The 21675-nt window shown below is 72.1% G+C and carries 23 protein-coding genes; 10 read left to right on the top strand and 13 right to left on the bottom strand.

Going from position 1 to position 21675, the window contains the following annotated elements; all coding sequences use genetic code 11:
* Window positions 1-113: 113 nt before the first annotated feature.
* The 3 genes from ACFY36_RS23060 to ACFY36_RS23050 all read right to left on the bottom strand — a co-directional run bounded on the left by ACFY36_RS23060 (window position 114) and on the right by ACFY36_RS23050 (window position 4709).
* A complete protein-coding gene (locus ACFY36_RS23060) occupies window positions 114-1808 on the bottom strand; it encodes a nitrite/sulfite reductase (protein WP_499748008.1) in 1695 nt (564 codons plus the stop codon).
* A 284-nt stretch (window positions 1809-2092) separates the two neighbouring features.
* A complete protein-coding gene (locus tag ACFY36_RS23055; RefSeq protein WP_499748007.1) occupies window positions 2093-3643 on the bottom strand; it encodes a sensor histidine kinase in 1551 nt (516 codons plus the stop codon).
* Window positions 3644-3671: 28 nt separating this feature from the next.
* Window positions 3672-4709 carry an SIS domain-containing protein gene (locus ACFY36_RS23050; protein WP_499748210.1) on the bottom strand — a complete coding sequence of 346 codons (1038 nt, stop codon included), beginning with the start codon at window positions 4707-4709 and terminating at the stop codon, window positions 3672-3674.
* Window positions 4710-4871: 162 nt separating this feature from the next.
* Between ACFY36_RS23050 and ACFY36_RS23045 the strand changes: the two genes are divergently transcribed.
* A complete protein-coding gene (locus ACFY36_RS23045; protein ID WP_499748006.1) occupies window positions 4872-6395 on the top strand; it encodes a tetratricopeptide repeat protein in 1524 nt (507 codons plus the stop codon).
* On the opposite strand, the gene ACFY36_RS23040 is transcribed toward ACFY36_RS23045, so the two are convergent.
* Window positions 6382-6600: a biotin/lipoyl-binding carrier protein gene (locus ACFY36_RS23040; protein WP_203776786.1), complete on the bottom strand. Its 219-nt coding sequence runs from the start codon at window positions 6598-6600 to the stop codon at window positions 6382-6384. The genes ACFY36_RS23045 and ACFY36_RS23040 overlap by 14 nt on opposite strands.
* Window positions 6601-6703: 103 nt before the next feature.
* Between ACFY36_RS23040 and ACFY36_RS23035 the strand changes: the two genes are divergently transcribed.
* The gene (locus ACFY36_RS23035; protein WP_369752275.1) at window positions 6704-6778 is read left to right on the top strand and encodes a 50S ribosomal protein bL37; all 75 of its coding nucleotides are present in this window, start codon (window positions 6704-6706) and stop codon (window positions 6776-6778) included.
* A 44-nt stretch (window positions 6779-6822) separates the two neighbouring features.
* Here ACFY36_RS23035 and rsrA read toward each other — a convergent pair whose 3' ends face one another.
* The 5 genes from rsrA to ACFY36_RS23010 form a co-directional block, all read right to left on the bottom strand.
* Window positions 6823-7107, bottom strand: coding sequence for a mycothiol system anti-sigma-R factor (gene rsrA / locus ACFY36_RS23030; protein ID WP_097318042.1), 285 nt, complete (start codon window positions 7105-7107; stop codon window positions 6823-6825).
* A 4-nt stretch (window positions 7108-7111) separates the two neighbouring features.
* A complete protein-coding gene (locus tag ACFY36_RS23025; RefSeq protein WP_499748005.1) occupies window positions 7112-7906 on the bottom strand; it encodes a sigma-70 family RNA polymerase sigma factor in 795 nt (264 codons plus the stop codon).
* A 68-nt stretch (window positions 7907-7974) separates the two neighbouring features.
* Window positions 7975-8583, bottom strand: a complete 609-nt coding sequence (locus ACFY36_RS23020) for an alpha/beta hydrolase family protein (protein WP_499748004.1) — start codon at window positions 8581-8583, stop codon at window positions 7975-7977.
* 13 nt (window positions 8584-8596) lie between these two features.
* The gene (locus ACFY36_RS23015) at window positions 8597-9001 is read right to left on the bottom strand and encodes a WhiB family transcriptional regulator (RefSeq protein WP_097318039.1); all 405 of its coding nucleotides are present in this window, start codon (window positions 8999-9001) and stop codon (window positions 8597-8599) included.
* Window positions 9002-10233: 1232 nt separating this feature from the next.
* Complete coding sequence (locus ACFY36_RS23010) at window positions 10234-10929, bottom strand: SOS response-associated peptidase (protein ID WP_499748003.1); 696 nt, start codon at window positions 10927-10929, stop codon at window positions 10234-10236.
* Window positions 10930-11088: 159 nt separating this feature from the next.
* Here ACFY36_RS23010 and aroA point away from each other — a divergent pair, with 159 nt between their 5' ends.
* The 6 genes from aroA (at window position 11089) to ACFY36_RS22980 (ending at window position 16872) form a co-directional block, all read left to right on the top strand.
* Window positions 11089-12372: a 3-phosphoshikimate 1-carboxyvinyltransferase gene (gene aroA / locus ACFY36_RS23005; RefSeq protein ID WP_499748002.1), complete on the top strand. Its 1284-nt coding sequence runs from the start codon at window positions 11089-11091 to the stop codon at window positions 12370-12372.
* A 2-nt stretch (window positions 12373-12374) separates the two neighbouring features.
* Window positions 12375-13457: a ribosome small subunit-dependent GTPase A gene (rsgA, locus tag ACFY36_RS23000; protein ID WP_499748209.1), complete on the top strand. Its 1083-nt coding sequence runs from the start codon at window positions 12375-12377 to the stop codon at window positions 13455-13457.
* Between the two features lie 61 nt (window positions 13458-13518).
* On the top strand, window positions 13519-14322 hold the full coding sequence (hisN, locus tag ACFY36_RS22995) for a histidinol-phosphatase (RefSeq protein WP_499748001.1): 804 nt from the start codon (window positions 13519-13521) through the stop codon (window positions 14320-14322).
* A 117-nt stretch (window positions 14323-14439) separates the two neighbouring features.
* Window positions 14440-15306 carry a hypothetical protein gene (locus ACFY36_RS22990; protein ID WP_499748208.1) on the top strand — a complete coding sequence of 289 codons (867 nt, stop codon included), beginning with the start codon at window positions 14440-14442 and terminating at the stop codon, window positions 15304-15306.
* A 219-nt stretch (window positions 15307-15525) separates the two neighbouring features.
* Window positions 15526-16305 carry an anti-anti-sigma factor gene (locus ACFY36_RS22985; protein WP_499748000.1) on the top strand — a complete coding sequence of 260 codons (780 nt, stop codon included), beginning with the start codon at window positions 15526-15528 and terminating at the stop codon, window positions 16303-16305.
* 9 nt (window positions 16306-16314) lie between these two features.
* Complete coding sequence (locus ACFY36_RS22980; protein WP_499747999.1) at window positions 16315-16872, top strand: DUF5709 domain-containing protein; 558 nt, start codon at window positions 16315-16317, stop codon at window positions 16870-16872.
* On the opposite strand, the gene ACFY36_RS22975 is transcribed toward ACFY36_RS22980, so the two are convergent.
* Window positions 16863-17495, bottom strand: coding sequence for a response regulator (locus ACFY36_RS22975; protein WP_499748207.1), 633 nt, complete (start codon window positions 17493-17495; stop codon window positions 16863-16865). The two genes, ACFY36_RS22980 and ACFY36_RS22975, sit on opposite strands and share 10 nt — an antisense overlap.
* A gap of 25 nt (window positions 17496-17520) precedes the next feature.
* Entirely contained in the window at window positions 17521-18654 is a 1134-nt protein-coding gene (gene macS, locus ACFY36_RS22970) for a MacS family sensor histidine kinase (RefSeq protein ID WP_499747998.1), read from the bottom strand.
* Between the two features lie 77 nt (window positions 18655-18731).
* Between macS and ACFY36_RS22965 the strand changes: the two genes are divergently transcribed.
* Window positions 18732-19136 (top strand): ATP-binding protein, encoded by a 405-nt coding sequence (locus ACFY36_RS22965; protein ID WP_499748206.1) that lies wholly within the window; start codon window positions 18732-18734, stop codon window positions 19134-19136.
* A gap of 73 nt (window positions 19137-19209) precedes the next feature.
* Window positions 19210-20121: a carbohydrate-binding protein gene (locus tag ACFY36_RS22960; RefSeq protein ID WP_499747997.1), complete on the top strand. Its 912-nt coding sequence runs from the start codon at window positions 19210-19212 to the stop codon at window positions 20119-20121.
* Window position 20122: 1 nt separating this feature from the next.
* On the opposite strand, the gene ACFY36_RS22955 is transcribed toward ACFY36_RS22960, so the two are convergent.
* Together ACFY36_RS22955 and ACFY36_RS22950 are read right to left on the bottom strand one after the other, a co-directional pair.
* Window positions 20123-21364: a chitosanase gene (locus ACFY36_RS22955; RefSeq protein WP_499747996.1), complete on the bottom strand. Its 1242-nt coding sequence runs from the start codon at window positions 21362-21364 to the stop codon at window positions 20123-20125.
* A 53-nt stretch (window positions 21365-21417) separates the two neighbouring features.
* Window positions 21418-21669, bottom strand: a complete 252-nt coding sequence (locus ACFY36_RS22950) for a hypothetical protein (RefSeq protein ID WP_499747995.1) — start codon at window positions 21667-21669, stop codon at window positions 21418-21420.
* Window positions 21670-21675: the final 6 nt, after the last annotated feature.

The following is a 21675-nucleotide window of genomic DNA, read 5'->3' as shown; positions in this document are numbered from 1 at the left end:
CGTGAAAACCCGGGCGCAGGAGTGGCACTCCCACGCGCCGTGCGAAGCCTCGTTCGGGAACAGGTCTTCCTCGCCGCAGTAGGGGCAGTACAGCGGGGTGGATCGGGCGTCGCTCATTTCAGGAGCTCCTCGTCGGCGCGGAGCACCCAGGTGGCGAAGGTCTCCCGCGACGACTCACGGTCGCCCAGGTAGTTGCGGGCGAGCTTCTCGACGTACGCCGGAAGCTCCTCCGCCGTTGCCTTGAGGCCGCGCAATTTGCGGCCGAAACCGGACGTCTGCCCCTGTGCCATGCCGAGGCCGCCGCCGAGGTGCACCTGGAAGCCCTCGACCTGCTCGCCGTGCGCGTTCATCACGAGCTGGCCCTTGAGGCCGATGTCGGCGACCTGGGTGCGCGCGCAGGCGTTGGGGCAGCCGTTGATGTGGATCGAGATGTCGGAGTCGAAGTCCTTGAGCCGCTCCTCGAGCCGGGCCACCAGCTCCTCGCCGCGCGCCTTGGTCTCGACGATGGCGAGCTTGCAGTATTCGATGCCGGTGCAGGCCATCGTGCCGCGCCGCCACGAGGACGGGCGGGCTTCCAGCCCGATCGCGCGCAGCTTCGCGATGGCCGGCTCGACTTTGTCGTCGGAGATGTCGAGGACGAGGAGCTTCTGGTACGCCGTCAGGCGTACCCGGTCCGAACCATGCTCCTCGACGACGTCGGCCAGTTTCGCCAGCTGGGTGCCGGACGTGCGGCCGACCACCGGCGCGGCGCCGATGTAGTTGAGCCCGTCGCTCTGCTTGTGCACGCCGATGTGGTCGATCGGCTTGGCCGGCAGCTCCGGTGGCGGCCCGTCGATCAGGGCCCGGCCCAGGTATTCCTTCTCGAGGATCTCCCGGAACTTGGCCACGCCCCAGTCGGCCAGCAGGAACTTCAGCCGGGCGCGGTTGCGCAGGCGGCGATATCCGTAGTCGCGGAAGATGCCGACGACGCCCTCCCAGACGTCCGGGATCTCCTCGAGCGGCACCCAGACGCCGAGGCGCTCGGCCAGGCGCGGGTTGGTGGACAGGCCGCCGCCGACCCACAGGTCGAAGCCGGGGCCGTGCTGCGGGTGGACCACGCCGACGAAGGAGATGTCGTTCGTCTCGTACGGCCCGTCGGCCAGCCAGGAGATCTGCGACTTGAACTTGCGCGGCAGGTTGGAGTAGCGCGGGTCGCCGACGTAGCGCTTCAGGATCTCGTCGATCGCCGGCGTGCCGTCGACGACCTCGTCGCGGGCGATGCCGGCCACCGGCGAGCCGAGCACGACGCGCGGGCAGTCGCCGCACGCCTCGGTGGTCTGCAGGCCGACCGCCTCGAGCCGGCGCCAGATCTCCGGCACGTCCTCGACCCGGATCCAGTGCAGCTGGATGTTCTGCCGGTCGGTGATGTCGGCCGAGTCGCGGCCGAACTCCTGGGAGATGCCCGCGATCGTGCGCAGCTGGGCCAGGTTCAGCGCGCCGCCGTCGACCCGGACGCGGAGCATGAAGTACTCGTCCTCGAGCTCGTGCGGCTCGAGCACGGCCGTACGGCCGCCGTCGATGCCCGCCTTGCGCTGGGTGTAAAGCCCCCACCAGCGGAAACGGCCACGCAGGTCCTGCGGGTCGATCGAGGAGAACCCGCCGTGGGCGTAGATGTTCTCGATACGGGCGCGGACGTGGAGCGGGTTGTCGTCCTTCTTCATCCGCTCGTTGGGGTTGAGCGGCTCACGGTGTCCGAGCGCCCACTGTCCCTCGCCGCGCGCCTTGCGGGGACGAGCGGCCGGGCCTGCGGGTGTGCTGCTGGGCGCCATGTCGGCGGTCCTCCGGGCTAGGGTGGGCGCGGGAGGACGCTTCGGCCGTCTGGGGGACTCGCGACGTCAGTGTCAGGAGTGGCCGGGGCGTCTCGCGCACCCGGAACACAAATCGGGCGGCGTCAGGAACCCGGACACATCGCGCTGCGGACACGGCCGTAGTCGACGTGGCGGCGAGCCACGAAGCGGCGGTCAACTGCAGCGGTCATGTGGGCTAGCCTCTCATGCCCGACCATTCTCGGCCAGTGTGGTCCAGATTTCGAGAATGTGTCACGCCGCATAGATCACCTTTTCCCGAGCGGCACCACCAGGACCGCCTCGGTGCCCCCACCGGCGCGATTGCGCAGCTCAATGCTGCCGCGCAGCTCCCCGGTGGCCAGCGCGCGCACGATCTGGAGGCCGAGCCGGCCACCGGCGTCGGCCGCGAAGCCCTCGGGCAGTCCCTGCCCGTTGTCGGCGACTGTGACATGCAGTTGCTTGCGGAAGCGGTGAGCCGACACAACCACCTCGCCGGTCTCGGGGCCGGGCGGCTCGGGTTCGCCGTTCTCGTCCTCATCGGCCGGGAAGCCGTGCTCGACCGCGTTGATCAGCAGCTCGTTGAGCACCATGACCAGTGACGTGGCGATCTCGGCCGGCAGCACACCGAAGGTGCCCTCGCGGCGCATCTTGACCTGGATGCTGGTCGCCGCCACCTCGGCCGCCGCGGTCGCGACCCGGTCGACGATGCCGTCGAACTCGACCGCCTCGTCGCTCGACATCGACAGCGTCTCGTGCACCAGCGCGATCGAGGCGACCCGGCGCACCGACTCCTGCAACGCCATCCGGGCCTCGGGCGCGTCCACCCGGCGGGCCTGCAGGCGCAGCAGCGCGGCCACGGTCTGGAGGTTGTTCTTGACCCGGTGGTGGATCTCCCGGATGGTCGCGTCCTTGGTCATCAGGGCGCGGTCGCGGCGCCGGACCTCGGTCACGTCGCGCACCAGCACGAGCGCGCCGATCGGCACGCCGGCCGGCAGCAGCGGCAGGGCCCGGGTGAGCACGGTCGCGCCGCGCGCCTCGACCTCCTGCCGGGGCGGGAACTCGCCGCGCAGCGCGGACAGGATCCGCTCGGCCGCGTCGTTGCCCTCCAGCGGGTCGGCCGCGAGCCGGCTGATCAGCGTCGACAGCTCCTCGCCGACCAGGTGCGCGTTGAAGCCGAGCCGGCGGAACGCCGACTGCGCGTTCGGGCTGGCGTACGTCACCTTGCCGCCGGCGTCGAGCCGGGCCAGGCCGTCGCCCACGCGCGGGGCCGAGGTGGTCTCCCCCGGGTGCCGCGGCGGCGGGAAGGTGCCGTCGGCGACCATCTGGGCCAGGTCGTCGGCGGTGGTCAGATAGTTGAGTTCGAGCTGACTGGGCGTACGGGCGGTGGAGAGGTTGGTGTCCCGGCCGATCACCGCGATGACCTGGCTCCAGCCCTCCTCGCGGCCGTTGTCGTCGCGCAGGCGGACGGGGATGGCCTCGTGGCGGGCGGGCGTGTCGCCGTACCAGACGGGGTCGCCCTCCCGCCAGATCCGCTCCTGGCCGAAGGCGATGTCGAGATGGGCCACCTCGGGACCGCCGACGATCTTGCCGACCTGGTCGTCCTGATAGGCGGTCGGCGCGCTGTTCGGGCGCACCTGGGCCACGCACAGATATTCGCGGGGCTGCCCGTCCTCCCGCTTCACCGGCACCCAGAGGAGCAGGTCGGCGAAGGAGAGGTCGGACAGCAGCTGCCAGTCACCCGCGAGCCGGTGCAGGTGGTCGATGTCGGCTGGGCCGAGGGAGGTGTGCTCCTCGGCCAGATCACGCAACGTGGACACAGCCCAAGCTTTCCACGTCCATATTTCTTTAAAGGGTCGTCGTGACCTTCTTCAAGCCGCGAGGCGCGTCGGGGTCCTCGCCGCGGGCCAGCGCCAGGGCGAGCGCGAGCTTCTGCAGCGGCAGGATGTCGAGCAGGGCGCTGTAGCGCTCGTCGGTCACCGCGGGCACGGCCAGACGGCCGGAGGCGCCGGTCACGTCGGTCGCGCCGATCGTCACCACGTCGGCCCGGCGCTCGGCGAGCCGGGTGACCACGTCGCGCATCGACTGCCCGCCGGGGCCGTCGCCGACCACGGCCAGCACCGGCACGTCGGGGTCGGTCATCGCCAGCGGCCCGTGCAGCAGGTCGGCGCCCGAGAAGGAGAGCGCCGGCAGGTACGAGGTCTCCATGAGCTTGAGGGCGGCCTCGCGGGCGGTCGGATAGGCGTACCCCCGCCCGGTCGTGACCATCCGGGAGGCGAAGCGGTAGCGCTGGGCCAGAGCGTCGGCGGCCGGGTCGGCGAGCGCGTCCTCGGCCAGCTGGGGCAGCTTGTCGAGCGCGGCCCTCTCCTCGTCCGGCAGGCGGCCGTCGCCGGCCCGGATGCCTTCGATCAACATCAGAAGAGCGAGGAGCTCGGCCGTGTACGTCTTGGTGGCCGCGACCGCCCGCTCATGACCGGCCGCGACGTCGATCGAGAGCTCGGCCGCCCGGGCCAGCGGCGAGGACGGGTTGTTGGTCACGGCGAGGGTCAGGCCGCCGGTCTCGCGGGCGGTCCGGAGCACACCGGTGAGGTCGGGCGAGCCACCGCTCTGGCTGACACCGATGACGAGCGTGCCGGCGAAGTCGGGCCGCGCGCCGTACAGCGTGATCGCGCTCGGCGAGGCGCTGGCCACCGGCAGGCCGAGGCGGATCTCGGTGAGGTACGCCCCGTAGAGCGCCGCGTGGTCGGAGGTGCCCCGGCCCACGAACACCACGTTGCGCGGCTTCCGGCGGGCCACCTCGGCGGCCACCGCGGCGATCGCTCCGGCGTGCTCACCGTCGATGAGCCGCGCGAATCCGCCCGGTTGTTCCGCGATGTCCGCCGCCATCCCCTGGCCTCGCTGTGTCACGTGTTCCTCCCCTGATGAGCATCTATCGCGCAATCGCTGCGCAGTGTTGCAAGAAACAGCTTAGATCGTCAACGTTTCGAGCAGTAATGCGCAGCAAACACATGCTGACATACTCGCCCGTATCGCTTACTGTTCTGCACCGTGGATGTACGCCGTGCGGCCGACCGCGCACTTGAGCAGGCAAGATCGGCTCTGGCGCGCGAGGAGCCGGAGAAAGCCGCCGATCACCTCGCCGGGGCGCTGGCCCACGCGCCGGTCCTCCCCGAGGCCCACGAGCTGCTGAGCAGGCTGGCCGCCCGTCCCGGCGGCGGCCTCGACCTCTTCCAGGTCGGCCCGCACACGTCGGCCGGCCGGCTGGCCGCCCGCGCCCACCTGCTCGCCGCCGCCGGCCGCCCCGAGGACGGCCTGCCGCTGCTGACCGCCGCGAGCGGGCACGCGCCCGCGGCCGACTGGGCCGGCGTGCCCTGGGTGGCCGAGCCCGCCCTGGGCGTACGGATCGAACCGGGCCTGCTCGCCCAGATTCTCATGCGTCTCTGCACCCGGGTGGGCGAACCGGCCCCGCCCACCCTGCGCCCCTACCTGACCGTCGTCCGGCACGCGATCGCCGCCCACCCCGAGCACGCCATGCTGCTCGGCGCCGGCTCGGCCCTGGCCCGGCGGATCGGCGAGCACGACCTGGCCGTCGACTGGGCCGCCCGCGGGGCCCGGGTCCGCCCGTCCAAGCTCGGCGAGATCTGGCTCGGGTACGCCTACCGCAGCGCCGGCCGCCTGCCCGAGGCGCTCGCGGCGCTGCGCCGCGCGGTCGCCCACGACCCCGACGACCTCTCGGTCTACGCCGACATCGCCGGCACCCTGGCCGACAACGGCCGGCTGGAGGACGCGCTGAGCTGGGTCGACCGCGCGCTGGAGCGCGATCCCGACTACGACTGCGCGGTGCACACGGCCCACCGGCTGCGCTACCGCGCCGACGGCGACCTGATGCACCTGGTCCGCCTGGCCGACTACATCCGCGACCACCCCGACGAGTCGCACGAGCACAGCGACCTGGCCGACTGCTGCCGCGACACGCCCTGGCTCGGCGGCGCCCCGGCGGCCGCCCCGCTGCCGCGTGGCCACGCCCCGTCCAGCGGGGAGCCCTCGGACGAGGCGGTCCGCCGCCTGCGTCAGGTGGCCGCGCTCTCCTGGTCACACCCGTCGGCGGCGTACGACGCGGCCGTTCCCCTGATCATGCTGTCGCCGGCGGACCTGACGGCGCTGCTGGCCCACCCGCCGGCCGACGTGGCCGCGCCCGAGATCTGGGCCTGCCTGGGCCTGCTCCACCACGGCACCGAGGAGCCCTGGCTCGACTCGGCCCGCCGCGAACGGCTGCTCGAACTGCTCGACGGCGGCCTCGATCGGGTGACCGAGGCGGCCCTGTTCGCGATGATCGTCGCGGCCTGGATCGATCCGGCCGCCCGCGACGACGTGGCCGAAATCGTGACGGCCCGGCTCAGCGAGGTCGCGTCGCGCCCCGGCGCCCGCTCGGTGGCCGAGCTGGCACTGGCCACGCCCGCCCTCGACCGGTCGACACGTCAGCTCGCGGCCGCGATGACCAGGGTCCCGGTGGTCCCCCGCCCGCGCGGCCGCAACCGCCTGCTCCTGAAGTGGTCGTTCAGGCAGCGATGACGGCGATCAGATCGCCTTCCTGAACCACGTCGCCCTCGTGCACGGCCAGCTCGGCCACCGTGCCCTCCGACTCGGCCAGGACCGGGATCTCCATCTTCATCGACTCGAGGATGACGAGGGTGTCCCCCTCGGCGACCGTGTCGCCGGCCGAGGCCACGACCTTCCACACGTTCGCCACCATCTCGGCCCGGATCTCGTCGGCCATCGGTAATCCTCCTCGCTTCGTGGGCTTAGGTGGGGTCATCAAACCATGGAAGCGAGCCGACTACGATCGACGCGGGAAACACCGCACCGACAGGAGTCTCACCATGGCTAAGAAGGCCCGCAAGAAGAAGGCTCGTAAGAAGAGCAGCGCGAACCACGGCAAGCGCCCCAACAGCTGAACAGAAAAAGCCCGGCGGAATCCGCCGGGCTTTTTCGTGTCGTCCTACGGGAGGTACTCCCGGGTCTCGACCTGCACCTCGAGCTGGTCGAGCTTGACCCGCAGCCGGTCGCGCAGCTCGCGCGGGGCCTTCTCGTCACCGCAGCAGCGGGACACCAGGGCCTTCACCTCGTGCTCGATGCCGTACTCCCGAAGGCAGCCGTCACAGTCGTCCAGGTGCTTCTGGATCAGCGTGCGCCGGTCCTCGCTGCACTCCAGGTCGAGGTAGAGATAGACCTCGGAAAGAACGATGCCGCAATCGGTGTCGTGCTCGTCGTCGTGGCCGCTCATCGGTTCACGCCTCCTGCGGTTCCGAAGCGGACCGGGTGATGCCCCGGTCGACGGCGTACGACTCCAGGGTCTTGCGCAGGTTGCGCCGCCCGCGGTGCAGACGGGACATGACGGTGCCGATCGGCGTGCCCATGATGTCGGCGATCTCCTTGTACGAGAAACCCTCGACATCAGCGAGGTAGACGGCCAGGCGGAAGTCCTCGGGCAGAGCCTGGAGGGCCTCCTTGATGTCGCTGTCCGGCAGCCGGTCCAGCGCCTCGGTCTCGGCCGACCGCAGGCCCACCGACGTGTGCGACTCCGACGAGGCGAGCTGCCAGTCGGTGATCTCCTCGGTGGGAGCCTGCACCGGCTGACGCTGCTTCCGCCGATAAGAGTTGATATAGGTGTTCGTGAGGATGCGGTACAGCCAAGCCTTGAGGTTGGTGCCCTCCTCGAACTGGTGGAACGCGGAGAACGCCTTCAGGTAGGTCTCCTGAACAAGGTCCTCGGCGTCCGCGGGATTACGCGTCATCCGCAGACCGGCCGCGTACAGCTGGTCCACAAAAGGCAACGCGTCCCGCTCGAAGCGCGCCCGGCGCTCCTCGGTCCGTTCTGTCTGGGCCACCCTGAGCTCTCCCCTCGACCGCCCCGCCGAGGATACGGGTAGTGCCCCATCAGCGGCTTCGAAAACCGCCGGTGTGCTGACACTCACCGATAGAGAGGCAGGCTGGGCGGCGGGCCACGCGGGGGAATCCAGCAGATCCCGCACCCGGGTCACCTCCGCGCCCTCGCGCTCGAGGAAGTCGGTTCCGGCTCGCACCTCATTTACCCCTTCCGACGTACAAGCTCCGGCCGGTACAACCACGTCGGCGCAACTTGCATTCCGTCCTAACGGGCCCATCCATGCTCGCGCAGCCATCCGACAGCCAGCTCGGCGGTTGTTTTGACGTCTTTGCGCAGGTCGTGGGTGGCGCCGGGCCGGGTGATCACCTGGACGTCCGGGGTCGGCCGCGGAACGCCGAAGGGATCCCGGTCACCGTTGAGGACCAGGGTCGGCACGCCGACGGGCAGCTCGGCGGCGCGAGATTTGTCGGGCTTGCCCGGCGGGTGCAAAGGAAAGGCCAGGCAGAGAACGGCCGCGGCGCCGAGGCTGGTCGCGGTGCGGCAGGCGACTCGCGCGCCGCTGGACCTTCCGCCGAGGATCAAAGGCGTTTGCGGTACGCCTGCGCTCAGCGACCTCACCACGGCGGTCCACGCTTCGTCGAGCTGGCCGGCGGGCGCGGGCGCGCGACGGCCGGCCATGCGGTAGGGCTGGGTCACGAGCGCCACCCGTACCCCCGAAGCCACGGCCGCGTCATGAACGGCGATCAGGTCGGGCGCGTCGACGCCGCCACCCGCGCCGTGGCCCAGGACGAGCAGGCTGACGGGCGGACCGGCCGGTTCGGTGATCCGAAGGCCGGCCGGCCCGCGCGGTGTCTCGATTTCGGAGCTGGTCACAGCCCCTATGTAATCAGCGGCTCACCGGCATGACCGGTAAGAGGGTGAGCAATCTGCGGTCTTCCTCGTCCGGCTCGTCGTCGACCGCTTCGCCGTCCGGCCCGACCCGTTCCCGCCAGGCCACCAGCATCGCCCGGCGCTCGCGCGGCGTGGTGCCGCCCCAGACGCCGTGGCAGTCGCCGACCTGCAGCGCCCAGGCCAGACAAGGACCTTGGACCGTGCAGGTGCCGCAGAGCGAGACCGCGCCTTCGGACGGCTCGTTCGGAGCGGGAAAAAAGGTTTCCGGATCGACGGAACGGCATGCGCCGCGTGTCCGCCAGGCCTCGTCCGTGCGCCGTTCGCGGATCGCCTCGAGAAGCCGAGGATCACGTCGCGCGATGGCAACTTCATGTGGACGCGGCATACGTGCCCGTGTCATGAGCCCACCTCCCCCGTGGGACCGGTCGTGCATGTGGCGACCGGTCCGCACCATACGAACCAGCACCACTCCGGCGCAGTTTTGTATCGCAAGGAAAGAGATCAGAACAAGGGTCTTATCTATCTTGAAACAAAGTTGCCTATTAAAAATACTGACAATTACCAACCAAACGATCAGTTGATCACCCGGGTTCCCAGCCAATCGTTACCGTCCGGGCGTCCCCTTCGGACCTCCTCCGTGGGATCGCTCCCACGGCAGCTCCGCCGCCTCGCGACCGGGCCGCCGCCGTTCCTCCGTCCGGCGCCTCGAGGCCGGCCCTCCACCACGTCGGCCCTGTCTCGCGCGGCTTCGCGGCCGACTGCGGCCCGGCGTTCACGAGCGGCCGCGCCCCGCGTTGCGCGCCCCGCTCCGTCCTCGGCCCTCACCTTGCGACCCGCCCAGCCTCGGCGACGGCCCGCGCTCCTCCGGCCCCGTGCCTGGCACCCGGCCCCGCTTCGTGTCAGCCCCGCCTCGCGCGCCCCACGCTCCTCCAGCCCCGGCCCCGCTCCCTGTCAGCCCCGCCTCGCGCGCCCCACGCTCCTCCAGCCCCACGCCAGGCGACCGGCCCCGCTCCGCGTCGGCCCCGCCTCGCTCACCCACGCTCCTCCGGCCCGCGCCTCACGACCGACCGCGCTTCGTGTCAGCCCCGCCTTACCCACCTCGCCCCACCTCCGGCCGGTGCCCCGCGTCAGCTCGACCTCGCGCGCCCCGCTCCTCCGGCACGACGCCTCGCGACAGGCCGCACTCGGTGTCAGCCCCGCCTACCACCTCGCGCCCCACCTTTGGCCGGCACCCGGCGTCAGCTCCACCTCGCGCGCCCCGCGCTCCTCCGGCACGACGCCTCGCTACCGACCCGCGTCAGCCTCGCCTTGCACGTTTCTGCGCCCTTCTCCAGCCTGGGCACTCCACGACCTGCCCCGGCCGTGCGTCAGCCCTCGTCCCGTGTCAGCCCTCGCCCCGCCCGGCCACCGTCCCGCGTCAGCCACCGTCCCGCGTCAGCCACCGTCCCGCGTCAGCCACCGTCCCGCGTCAGCCACCGTCCCGCGTCAGCCACCGTCCCGCGTCAGCCACCGTTCCGCGGCGGCCACCGTTCCGCGGCGGCCTCATCGGCACGTCCCGCGCCCCATGTCCCGCGTTCGGGCGTGCGCTCCGGCGGCCGTGCTCGCCGCCGATGCCGTGACTGGTCGGGATCGTCAGAAAAGGGTCGATTCGGTCAGCGGGTCGGGGAGCGGCGGCGGCTCCAGGAGGTGTGGACCGTTGTTGCGGACGTTGCCGACGTCGGGACGTACGGCACGGATCTCGATGGCCTCCAACTCACCCGGCGCGAGCGGAGTCAACAGCTCGGCGGCGTCGCCGCCGCCGGCCAGCCAGGCCGGCCAGCGGTCCCGGGGCAGGATCAGGGGCATCCGGTCGTGCACCCGGGACAGGCCGCCCAGCGCCGCCGTCGTCAGCACGCTGCACGTCACCACCGACTCCGGGCCCCAGGCCGACCAGATGCCGGCGAAAGCGAGCGGCGCGCCGTCGGACGGCGTCATGTAATACGCCTGGCGCTGCTTGCCGTCGCGCACCCACTCGAACCAGCCGTCGGCCGGGACCAGGCAGCGCCGCTTGGCGAACGACGCGGCGAAGGCCGGGGAGGTGGCCACCGTCTCGGAGCGGGCGTTGATCATGCGGGCGCCGGCTCGCAGGTCTTTGGCCCACGGCGGCACGAAGCCCCAGCGGGCCGTGTCGAGCACGCGGGCCTCGTGTGTCTGCGAGACACGCACGACCGGCACCGGGTCGGTCGGGGCGACGTTCCAGCTCGGCCCCAGCGTCTCGGCCACGTTCACGGCCTCGAAGAGATCGCTGAGGTCGGCCTCGCTCCGCGTCGTCGCGTACCGCCCGCACATGGCCGGAAACGGTACGCCCTCCGGCCGCGCTCCGTGGTCCCGCGTGCCCGCCCGTCACCGACATGGCACATCGCCGTCCCGAGCAGGGCCGTCCCACGCAGGGCCGTCCGGAGCAGGGCCTGCCGGGAAACGTCGTACGGGCCGGGCAGAATGGCGGGCGTGACAGCACAAGCTCGCCCCTGGCTCGCCCCGACCGCGTCCGGACCGGTCAGTGGCGTCGTTCGCCTGCCCGGCTCCAAGTCGATGACGGCCCGCGCGCTGGTGCTGGCCGCGCTGGCCGGTGAGCCCTCGATGATCGAGCGGCCGCTGCGGGCCCGTGACACCGAGCTGATGGCCGCCGGTCTGCGGGCGCTCGGCGTGGGTGTCGACACGAGCGCCGACGAGCGGTGGACGGTCGAGCCGGGTGTGCTGCGCGGGCCGGCCCGGGTCGACGTCGGGCTGGCCGGCACGATCATGCGCTTCCTGCCGCCGGCCGCGGCGCTGGCCGCGGGCACTGTCGAGTTCGACGGCGATCCCCACGCGCGCAACCGGCCGTTGCGGCCGATCATCGAGGCGCTGCGGGCGCTCGGCGTGTCGATCGAGGCTTCCGAGTCCGGTGGGCTGCCACTGACCGTGCGCGGGGCGGGGCTGGTCGAGGGCGGCGAGGCCGTGATCGACGCTTCCGGGTCGAGTCAGTTCGTCTCCGGGCTGCTGCTGTCGGCGCCCCGGTTCACCAAGGGGCTGCGGCTGCGTCACGAGGGGCCGCCGGTGCCGTCCGCGCCCCACCTGCGTATGACGACCCACATGCTGCGTGCCGCCGGCGCCAGGGTCGACGAGAGTGTGCCCGATGTGTGGACGGTCGAGCCAGGGGCTTTGAGGGGCCGTACGTGGGTGATCGAGCCCGACCTCTCCGGCGCCGCCCCGTTCTTCGCCGCCGCCATGGTCACCGGGGGCACGATCACGCTGGCCGGCTGGCCGGCCGAGAGCTGGCAGCCGGTCGGGCGGGTCACCGAGCTGCTCACCGCCCTGGGGGCCGAGGTGACCCAGTCGGCCGAGGGGCTGACCGTGCGGGGCACCGGGTCGCTGCGCGGCATCACCGCCGACCTGTCCGAGGTCAGCGAGCTCACCCCGGTGATCGCCGCCCTGGCCACGCTGGCCGGCGGTCCTTCGGAGCTGCGCGGGGTCGCGCACATCCGGGGGCACGAGACCGACCGCATCGCGGCTCTCGCGGCCGAGCTCGGCAAGGCCGGGGCCGACGTCACCGAGTTCCCCGACGGGCTGCGCATCGTGCCGGGGGCGGCGCGGGCGTCGAGCTTCGAGACCTACGCCGACCACCGGATGGCGCACGCGGCGGCGGTTATGGGCCTCGCTGTGCCGGGCATTGCCCTCACCGACGTAGCGTGTACGTCGAAGACGTTGCCCGAGTTCCCCGAACTCTGGGCGGGACTCGTGGCGAGGAGCTAGATCTGCCTGCGCGCAAGCGGGAGTACGACGAGGACGACGTCCGGATCCGTCCGGGCCGTTCGTCGCGCCCGCGTACCCGGACCCGGCCGAAGCACGACGACGCCGTCGACGCCCTGGTGATCACCGTGGATCGGGGGCGGTACGGCTGCGTGGTCACCGGCGCCCCGCCCGACGCCCCGATCATCACCGCCATGCGCGCCCGCGAGCTGGGCCGCAAGTCCGTCGTGGTCGGTGACCGGGTGGCCCTGGTCGGCGACGTCACCGGCGCGCCGGGCGCCCTGGCCCGCATCGTGCGCATCGCCGAGCGCACCTCGGTGCTGCGCCGCACCGCGGACGACGACGACACGACGCCCGAGGGGCGGCTCGAGCGGGTGGTGGTGGCCAACGCCGACCAGCTGGTGATCGTCAGCGCGCTGGCCGATCCGCCGCCGCGCACCGGCTTCATCGACCGGTGCCTGGTCGCCGCGTACGACGCCGACATCGAGCCGCTGCTCTGCCTGACCAAAGCCGATCTGGCCGGCCCCGAGGCGGTGGTCGACTACTACGCGGAGCTCGACCTGCCGTACGTGCTGGTCCGCCCCGACAGCGACCTCACCGAGGTACGCCAGCGGCTGGCCGGCGCCATCTCGGTGCTGGTCGGCCATTCCGGTGTCGGCAAGTCCACGCTGGTCAACCGCTTGGTACCGGACGCGCTGCGCGCCGTCGGCGTGGTCAGCGCCATCGGCAAGGGCCGGCACACGTCGACCAGCGCCGTGGCGCTGCGCCTGCCGCCGGTGGGCCGCTCCCGCAAAGACCCGGGCTGGATCATCGACACGCCGGGCATCCGCAGCTTCGGCCTGGCCCACGTGAGCGCCGAGAGCCTGCTGCACGGCTTCCCCGACCTGGTCGAGGGCACTCTCGACGACCAGCCCAACTGCGGGCACACCGCGGCCGACGCCGGCTGCCGCCTCGACACGTGGGTGGCCGAGGGCAAGGCCGACCCGCGCCGGCTCGCCTCCTACCGGCGCCTGCTGGCCTCCCGCGCCGGCGACACCGACCCCCGCGACACCCCACCCGACGACACGCTCACCGCACACCCGCTCTGAGACGAAGGCGCGGAGGCGGGCTCTCAGGAAGGGGACAGCGGGGATCGGCTAGCGTTCCGGCATGGCCGGTTACGCGGACGATCTCGCTCTCGCCCACATGCTGGCGGACACCGCCGACTCGATCTCGATGGGGCGGTTCCGGGCGCTCGACCTGCGGGTCGAGTCGAAACCCGATCTCACCCCGGTCTCGGACGCCGACACCGCGGTCGAGCAGGCCATCCGGTCGACGCTGGGGCGGGCCCGGCCACGCGACGCCGTGCTGGGTGAGGAGTTCGGGCGCACCGAGGCCGCGGCCGGTCCCGGCACCCGCCGGTGGGTCATCGACCCGATCGACGGCACCAAGAACTTCGTGCGCGGCGTGCCGATCTGGGCCACCCTGATCGCCCTCCTCGAGGGCGACACCCCGGTCGCCGGCCTCGTCTCCGCCCCCGCCCTCGGCCGGCGCTGGTGGGGCGCTCGCGGTCACGGCGCCTTCGCCGGCAAGCACCAGCACGCGGCCACCCGCATCGGGGTGTCCGGGGTGCGGCGGATGTCCGACGCCAGTTTCTGCTTCGCCAGCCTGTCCGGCTGGTCCGATGCCGGGCTGCTGCGCAACGTGGTCGATCTGAGCCTGGCCTCGTGGCGCAGCCGGGCCTACGGCGACTTCTACGGATACATGCTGCTGGCCGAGGGCGCCCTCGACGTCATGGTCGAGCCCGAGCTGTCGCTGTGGGACATGGCCGCCCTCATCCCGATCGTCACCGAGGCCGGCGGCGCCATCACCGACCTGGCCGGGCGGCCCCCGGCCGACAAGTCGTCCGTCATCGCCACCAACGGACCGTTGCACGAGACGGTCCTGACCGCCCTCACGCCGAAAATCCAGTAGCCCTCTGTGACAGGGCGTGCACCCAGCTGAGCAAAGCACCCCGAAGCGCTGAACCGGGCCCGCCCCTGGTCTATCGTGCGTCAGGTGGTGTCCTCGGGCTGGCTCTTCCTCACCGCCATGATTCTGGCGTACGGGGTGGCTAACCTGCTGCAGTCGGCGGCCGCGGCCAAGACGACCGTGCACCACACCTTCGACCCCGGCCTGCTGGTGCGCCTCGCCGGTCAGCGGACCTATCTGCTCGGCCTCGGCTGCCAGGTCCTCGGCTTCGTGCTGGCCTTCCTGGCCCGTGAGGATCTTCCGCTGTTCCTGGTGCAGGCCAGCGTCGCCGCCGGCCTCGGCGTGACCGCGCTGCTGGGCGTTCTGGTGCTCAAGTGGTCGCTGCCGGTCGCCGAGATCGGCCTGCTCGCTCTGCTGCTGGTCGGCATCGCCGGGCTGGTCCATTCGGCGAAACCGGCGCCGGCGCGCCCTCTGGGCGCGTTCGCCGTCGCCATGCTGGCGCTGTCGGTCCTGGTCATCGCGGCTTCAGGCTTTTTTGCCGTACGTCTTCAGGGCGCGCTCGGTTCGGTCGTGCTGGGCTCGCTGGCCGGTGTGGGTTTCTCCGCCGCCGCGATCGCCGCCCGCCCGCTGGCCAACGAGCACTCGGTCGGCGGCTTCTTCGCCAATCCGCTGCTCTACCTGCTGGTGGTGCATTCCCTGCTGGGGCAGCTGCTGCTGGGCCTGGCCATGCAGCGCGGCTCCACCACCGCCGCCGTGGCCGCCATGGACGCGGGCGGGGCCGTGCCGGCCGCGATCGTCGGGCTGCTGCTGCTGGGCGACCAGATCCACCCCGGCCGGGGCTGGCTGGGCGCGCTCGGTTTCGTGATCACCCTGGCCGCTGTCATCGGCCTGACCCGGTACGCCGAGCCCCAACATCACCACGCCACGGCCGAGGCGTGCCGCCCGGAGAAGAAGACTCCGCTGCGCCCGGCCGCCACCAGCCGCTGACCGTCCTCCAGCCCCCGCCCACCGCCTCAACGGGACCGAAGGCTGATCTCTCTGTGACCGTCGCCGCTCGGCGTGTGTGGAAGCGCGGTGCGCGGGTAACAAACTGACCATGCCGTAGTGGCGTATATGTCCCGATTACCTCCGCGTCGCGCGACCCGTGGCTGAGATTTCCGTCGCGAAAATGCGAAAGCGGCACGTGTTCTGCACAATGGAGCGATCATGTCGAGCGAGGTGCGGCACCTGGTGGACCGCGGGCAGACGTACCCCCTGGTCCAGCTCTCCGGCGTGCTGGGCGCTGGAAGCGCTCCCATGGTCCGGTCCGTGCTGCTCGACCTGCTCGCCGAGCAGCCCGAGGCGGTCGTGGTCGACGTCGCCGGCCTGAGCCTCGACGGTCCCGGCGCGACGGAGGTGCTCCGCGACGTCCGCCGGGAGACCGCCGACTGGCCCAGCGCCCACCTCGCCCTCTGCGCCACCGACACCAGCGTCTGGCAGGGCGCGGGCTGGCCGGTCTGGCCGGACCCGGTGCAGGCCTTCGCCGCGCTCGGCGAGCCCGGCCCCGATCGCCGGGTGAGCCTGGAACTGGAGCCGGCCACCGGCGCCGCCCGGATCTCCCGCGAGCTCATCACCGAGCAGTGCGGCCGCTGGGACTGCCCCGACCTGGCCGGTCCCGCCTGCATCGTGGTCACCGAGATGGTCAACAACGTGGTCGCGCACGCGCACACCCCGATGATCGTGCTGCTGGCCACGCACGGCGACGGCATGAGCGTGGCCGTCCGCGACCGCTCCACGACCGTGCCGAGCTTCGACGGCACCCCGGTGCCGGTCACGGCCTTCGGCGGGCGCGGCATGCTCCTGATCGACTCGGTGTCGACCCGCTGGGGCAGCCTCGGCCTCGACGGCGGCAAGGTCGTCTGGGCGCTGATCGACGACGAGGAAGCGGCGAAGCCCACTGTCCGCAAACCCAACGGGGCGAGCATGACGGACCCCGCACGCGGGTAGATTGCGCACATGCGAGACAACGACTACCCCGCCGAGGTGTCCGACCCGGAGGCTTCGGGCCTGCCGGACACCGCGGATGACGATTCGACCGCCTACGACGAGGTCGAGAGCGGCCGCTGGGCCGACGGCGCCGACCCGGCCGCGCTGGCGGGCGTCGGCCCCGGCGGCTCCAACCGCTTCGGCGACACCGCCGAGGAGGCGCGCGAGGGCGAGTCCCTCGACCGCCGCCTGCGCCAGGAGGAGCCCGACTTCGGCGCCGAGGAGCAGATCCCGCAGCGCCGCGACCCGATCGACGAGACGGTCGACAGCTCCGAGCAGCGCGACTTCGACGCCGACGTGTGGGGCGCGAGCCCGACCTCCGACCCCAAGTCGCAGGTGTCGCTCTACGACGACGGCCAGCTCGACGACGACGACCCGCAGCCGGTCGGCCGCCTGGTCGCGCCGGACGAGGGCTACGGCTTCGACGACGAGGCCGACAGCGTGGCCTACGACGCGGGCGCGTCGGGCGGCGGCGCCTCGGCCGAGGAGCTGGCCATGCACGAGACCAACGCGCCCGACTACGACTGAGGCTCGGGCTCCTCAAGCCCTTGCTCGATCACGTAACGGGTGAGCTCCACGCGGTTGTGCAGCTGGAGCTTGCCGAGTGTGTTCTGAACGTGGTTCTGCACCGTGCGGTGGCTCAGCACCAGCCGCTCGGCGATCTGCCGGTACGACAGGCCCTTCGCCACCAGGCGCAGCACCTCGGTCTCCCGCTCGGTGAGCTTCGGCGCGGCCTCCCGCGGCGCTATCCGCCGGAACTCGCCCAGCACCAGCCCGGCCAGGCTCGGGGTGAAGACCGTGTCGCCGGCCACCGTGCGGCTCACGGCGTCGAGGAACTCGTCGAGCCCGGCCGACTTCAGCAGATATCCCGTGGCGCCGGCCTTCATCGCGTCGAGCACGTCCTGCTGCTCACCGCTGGCCGAGAGCATGAGGATCCGTATACCCGGAACCTCGCTCTGAAGCCCGTTGATGACCTCGACGCCGGAGATGTCCGGCAGCTGGAGGTCGAGGACGATCACGTCGGGCCGGGCCGCCGCGGCGATACGCACCGCCTGACGGCCCTCCCCGGTCGTCGCGACCACCTCGTAGCCGGCGGTGGACAGGTCACGGCTGACGCCCTCGCGCCACATCGGGTGGTCGTCGACCACCATCACCCGGATCGCAGCGCTCACCGGCTCACGATATCGGTGCCCGCGGCACGGCCATCTCCACCTCGGCCCCCTCGCCCGGCGCGGAGACGATCGACACCCGCCCGCCCAGCTCGGCCACCCGGCCCCGGATCGACTGGGCCACGCCGAGCCGCCCCTGGGCCTCGGCCTCGGCCAGCCGGTCGGGCTCGATGCCGCAGCCGTCGTCGCGGACGGTCACGACGACCTCGTCCGGCTCGTCCTCCACGAACACGTACGCCTTGGTGCCGGGCGGGCAGTGCCGGGCCACGTTGTCCAGGGCGGCCGCCACCGCCAGCCGCAACTCCCGCGCCGCCGTGGCCGGGAGCGGCACCGGCCCGGCCGGGCCGGAGAGGGTCACGACCGGCGAGGCGTACGCCTCCAGCAGCGCCATCAGATCGAGCTCGGCTCCCTGGGGATCACTCAGGGCGCGGCCGGCCATGAGGCTGCGCAGCGCCGTCTCCTGCTCCCCGGCCAGCCGCGCCAGTTCGCCCGCCTCGCCGTCCAGGCCCACACCCCGCCGCTTCACCAGCGCCAGCACCTGGAGCACCGAGTCGTGCACCTCCCGGGCCAGCCGTTCCCGTTCCCGGGTGGCCGCCTCGAGCTCGACGGCCCGTTCGAGCCGCTCCTGCGCCACCTCGGCGATCCGCACCAGATAGCCGACGGCGATCGCGGCCAGCAGCATCAGCACCGCGCCGGTGAGCGCGGCCTGGTCGTAGTGCGCCCGCACGATCAGGTCGGTGGCGCCCATGGCCAACGCGGCCGCGATGCCGGCCCGGCGCCCGCCGGCCACGGCCCAGCAGAGCACCGGCGCAACGTGCCAGGCGACGGCCAGGGTGGGCCGCCCGGCCTCCAGGGCGCCGCGCCCGACCACCAGGACGCTGGCCGCGAGCGCGGCCATGGTGATCAGCAGGTCGGCCACGAGCAGCGGCGGCCGGCGGCGGGCCGGGTTCCCGTACGCGTACGTGGTCACGACCGTCCACGCCGCCATCGCGGCCAGCACCGGCCAGGCCAGCACCGGCCTCAGATAGTCGCCCACGTTGCTGACGACCAGGATCGTCGCGTACGTCAGGGCGGCGATCCGGTAGACCGCGATGGCCCTCCACAGCGGGGTCTGGAAGCCGCTGTTGCGTACGTCCGGCATGCGCCGACCATCCCACATGGCGCGCGCCACCGGCAGGCCGCACTGCGAGAAGATCGGGCGTGGCCTAACGTCGAAGGATCAGCACCCAGGTTCTGCTCTCCGAGACGTTCGACCACAGCTCGATCACCGCGCTGCGGCACGCCGTCGCGTCCTGTGCCGCCGACGCCGGTCTCCGCGGCGACCGCCTGGACGATTTCGTGGTCGCGGTCAACGAGTTGCTCACCAACGCCGTCCGGCACGGCGGCGGTCTGGGCCGGGTCGCCCTGTGGCACGCGGACGGGTCAGTGGTGTGCGAGGTGAGCGATTCCGGCGGCGGTCTGCCGGTGCAGCGGGCCGAGCCGGCCGTGCGCCCGGCGGCCGATCAGCCGGGCGGATGGGGGCTGTGGCTGGCCGAGGAGCTGACCGACGATTTCGACCTTCGTACGGGCTCCGGCGGCACCACGGTTCGGGTGTCCAGCCGATCTTCCTTAAGAGATCCTTAAGCCGTAGCCCCCCAGCTTGCGCGAGCGTGTCTCACGTTTAGCATCGTGCCTGCTGTTACTGAGGGGGCACAGGGTGGGCGAGGCACGTCACCGGACAGTCACGTCGAGATGGCCCATCCGCCCGCGCGCGGTGGCGGCCCTCGCGGTGGCCATCGTCGGGCTCGCGGCGGCGGTCTATCTGCCCGGCCGCAACGACGTCGCCGACGCCTCGGAGCGCCGGTCCAGCTTCTCCGACGACTTCGGCGGCGAACGGCTCGACGCCGCCAAGTGGCTGATCGACGGCGACGACCGGGAGAACGGGCGGCAGCGCGACGGCGAGCTCGTCGTCGACCGTCTGATGAGCACCCGCAAGGCCTTCGCGCAGCCGTTCGGGCACGCCGAGGCGCGGATCAAGGTCAAGCGCGAGATCGGCCCGTGGCGGGCCTTCGGGGTGGTCGACAAGTACGGCCGGGTGCTGCGCGGCACGCTCGAGACCCTCGACGAGGACGCCGACCCGACCTCGGGCGATGACTTCCACACGTACGTCATCGACTGGTCGCCGACCGCCATCGTGTGGTCGGTCGACGGCAAGCCGGCCCTGCGGCTGGTGCCCGAGGAGCCCGGCCTGCCGATCGCGCTGGTGCTCAACCTGGCCACCGACGGCCGCCGCCCGGGCCGCATGGTCGTCGACTTCGTCAAGGTGACGGCGAGCGCGAAGCCGCTGCCCACGCCGTCCGTGCCCACCGCCTCGCCGTCCAGCGCCGCCCCGACCAGTGCCGCCCCGACCAGCGCCGCCCCCACGAGCGCGGCCCCCACGACTGCCACGCCCACCAGTGCGGCCCCGACCAGCAGCGCGCCCTCCGTGCCCGCCTGGAAGGCCTTCACCGACTACGCGGCCGGCGACCTGGTGACGTACAAGGGAGTGACCTACCGGGTCAAGGAGGCGCACACCTCCCTGCCCGGGTGGGAGCCGACGGCGCTGCCCAGCCTCTTCCAGAAGGTGTGACTCAGCGGGCGATCCGATAGGCGTCGCCGTAGACGCTCCAGCTCAACGGGGCCGTCAGGTCGAGGTTGCTGCGGCCGAGCAGGCTGCGCTGGGCGGTGTCGACGCGGGTGGTGTCGCTGTGCGCCTCCTCGGAGCGCATCTCGGCCACGCGCGCGTTGAGGAAGGCGTTCAGATAGGCCGGCTCGTCGCCGCCCTGGGCCGGGGTCCTGGCCGTACGCATCGCCGCCGCCCTGATGCCCTGAAGCCCCGACACCCCGTGCATCACGGCCGCGTCGAAATACGCGAACTGGCCCAGCGCCCGCAGGCCGTCCAGGCGGGCCATCCGCACCGACGGGTTGAAGTACATCCAGTCGCGGGCGTCCTCCTGGACCTTCTGGAAGATCGGATCGCGGGCCGCCGTCCGCCAGGCCGCCGGGAAGCCCGGGTCGAGCCCCGCGTGCGAGTCGGAGCCGTCGACCGTGCGCAGCGCCGGGATGTAGCGGGCGAGCACGTTCCCCGGCTTGCGCTTCGCGTATTCGAGCACCACCTGGAGCATGTCCGAGGTGCCCGAGCAGAAGCCCACGATGCCGGCCGTGTAACCCCGGCCGTCGTCGATGTCCTCGATGTAGGCGAACGAGTTCCGCCAGCTCACCGTGGAATTTTCGGCGCTCGACACCAGCTGGAGGGCGGCCTCCTTCTTCCGCTTGTCCTCCAGGCCGGAGGCCAGCGAGCCGGTCGGCGGGGCGGCCGCCGGCAGCACCTTCGACGCCGGGCCGTAGACGCGGACGTCGCCCAGCGCATAACCGCCGGTCCTCGTCGCCCGCTGCGTAGCCAGGACCCGCACGAAGCGGCCGATGCCGTTCAGGCGCTTGAGATCGTCGGTGCCGCCGTTACCGGCCGTCGTGGCGTAGACGGACGCCCAGTTGGCGCCGTCCGTCGAGGTCTGCACGCGGTACGTCCTGGCGTACGCCCCCGACCAGCGCAGCGACACCCGCTCGACCCGCTTGACCGCGCCGAGGTCGATGCGCAGCCACTGGCTGCCCGGACCACTCGCGCTGGCCCACCGGGTGACCGTGCTCGTGTCCGTCGCCTGGGCCGCCGTGGCGCCCCGCTCCACCGACGACGCGGTCGCCGGCCGGCCACGGGAGATCAGCACATTGCTGTCGGCCCCGGCCGCGACGGAGATGGCCAGGGGTACGCAGAGAGCAACCGCCACCCCGGAGCCGAGCGCCGCCGATCTGACCGATCCTGCTCGGATGCGCATCCTTCAACGCTAGGCCGGGATTCGCCATGATCCCTGAAGTTCGGCGAAAAGCCCTACTTCCGCTTGCGGTTGCGGGAGACCAGAACGAAGACCAGGACGATCGCCGCCACCACGAAGAGGCAGCACAGCGCGCCGAAGATGCCGAAGAATCCGAAGCCGCCACGGCGCCGCGACCGCGCCGCCTCGACCGCGACGTCGGTCACCCCGTTCGTCGCCGCCCACGCGTGCACCGGCACGACCAGCGTCAACACGGCGCCGGTCACCACCGCGGCCATCCGGGACCACCACTTCACCACTGAGGACATGCACCC

Source organism: Actinoplanes sp. NPDC000266 (assembly GCF_042899005.1).
GTDB lineage: Bacteria > Actinomycetota > Actinomycetes > Mycobacteriales > Micromonosporaceae > Actinoplanes.
Note: the sequence above shows the minus strand (reverse complement) of the source record. Positions and strands in the feature narration are given on the sequence as shown.

What these genes read in the sequence shown, in the direction of transcription:
- ACFY36_RS23050 (WP_499748210.1), bottom strand. Translation starts at nt 4,709, where the DNA reads ATGGCGGCGGACATCGCGGAACAACCGGGCGGATTCGCGCGGCTCATC.
- ACFY36_RS22975 (WP_499748207.1), bottom strand. Translation starts at nt 17,495, where the DNA reads ATGGTGGTCGACGACCACCCGATGTGGCGCGAGGGCGTCAGCCGTGAC.
- ACFY36_RS23040 (WP_203776786.1), bottom strand. Translation starts at nt 6,600, where the DNA reads ATGGCCGACGAGATCCGGGCCGAGATGGTGGCGAACGTGTGGAAGGTC.
- macS (WP_499747998.1), bottom strand. Translation starts at nt 18,654, where the DNA reads ATGCCGGACGTACGCAACAGCGGCTTCCAGACCCCGCTGTGGAGGGCC.
- ACFY36_RS22990 (WP_499748208.1), top strand. Translation starts at nt 14,440, where the DNA reads ATGATTCTGGCGTACGGGGTGGCTAACCTGCTGCAGTCGGCGGCCGCG.
- ACFY36_RS22985 (WP_499748000.1), top strand. Translation starts at nt 15,526, where the DNA reads ATGTCGAGCGAGGTGCGGCACCTGGTGGACCGCGGGCAGACGTACCCC.
- hisN (WP_499748001.1), top strand. Translation starts at nt 13,519, where the DNA reads ATGGCCGGTTACGCGGACGATCTCGCTCTCGCCCACATGCTGGCGGAC.
- ACFY36_RS22980 (WP_499747999.1), top strand. Translation starts at nt 16,315, where the DNA reads ATGCGAGACAACGACTACCCCGCCGAGGTGTCCGACCCGGAGGCTTCG.
- ACFY36_RS22950 (WP_499747995.1), bottom strand. Translation starts at nt 21,669, where the DNA reads ATGTCCTCAGTGGTGAAGTGGTGGTCCCGGATGGCCGCGGTGGTGACC.
- ACFY36_RS23010 (WP_499748003.1), bottom strand. Translation starts at nt 10,929, where the DNA reads ATGTGCGGGCGGTACGCGACGACGCGGAGCGAGGCCGACCTCAGCGAT.
- ACFY36_RS23015 (WP_097318039.1), bottom strand. Translation starts at nt 9,001, where the DNA reads ATGACACGGGCACGTATGCCGCGTCCACATGAAGTTGCCATCGCGCGA.
- ACFY36_RS22955 (WP_499747996.1), bottom strand. Translation starts at nt 21,364, where the DNA reads ATGCGCATCCGAGCAGGATCGGTCAGATCGGCGGCGCTCGGCTCCGGG.
- ACFY36_RS23060 (WP_499748008.1), bottom strand. Translation starts at nt 1,808, where the DNA reads ATGGCGCCCAGCAGCACACCCGCAGGCCCGGCCGCTCGTCCCCGCAAG.
- rsrA (WP_097318042.1), bottom strand. Translation starts at nt 7,107, where the DNA reads ATGAGCGGCCACGACGACGAGCACGACACCGATTGCGGCATCGTTCTT.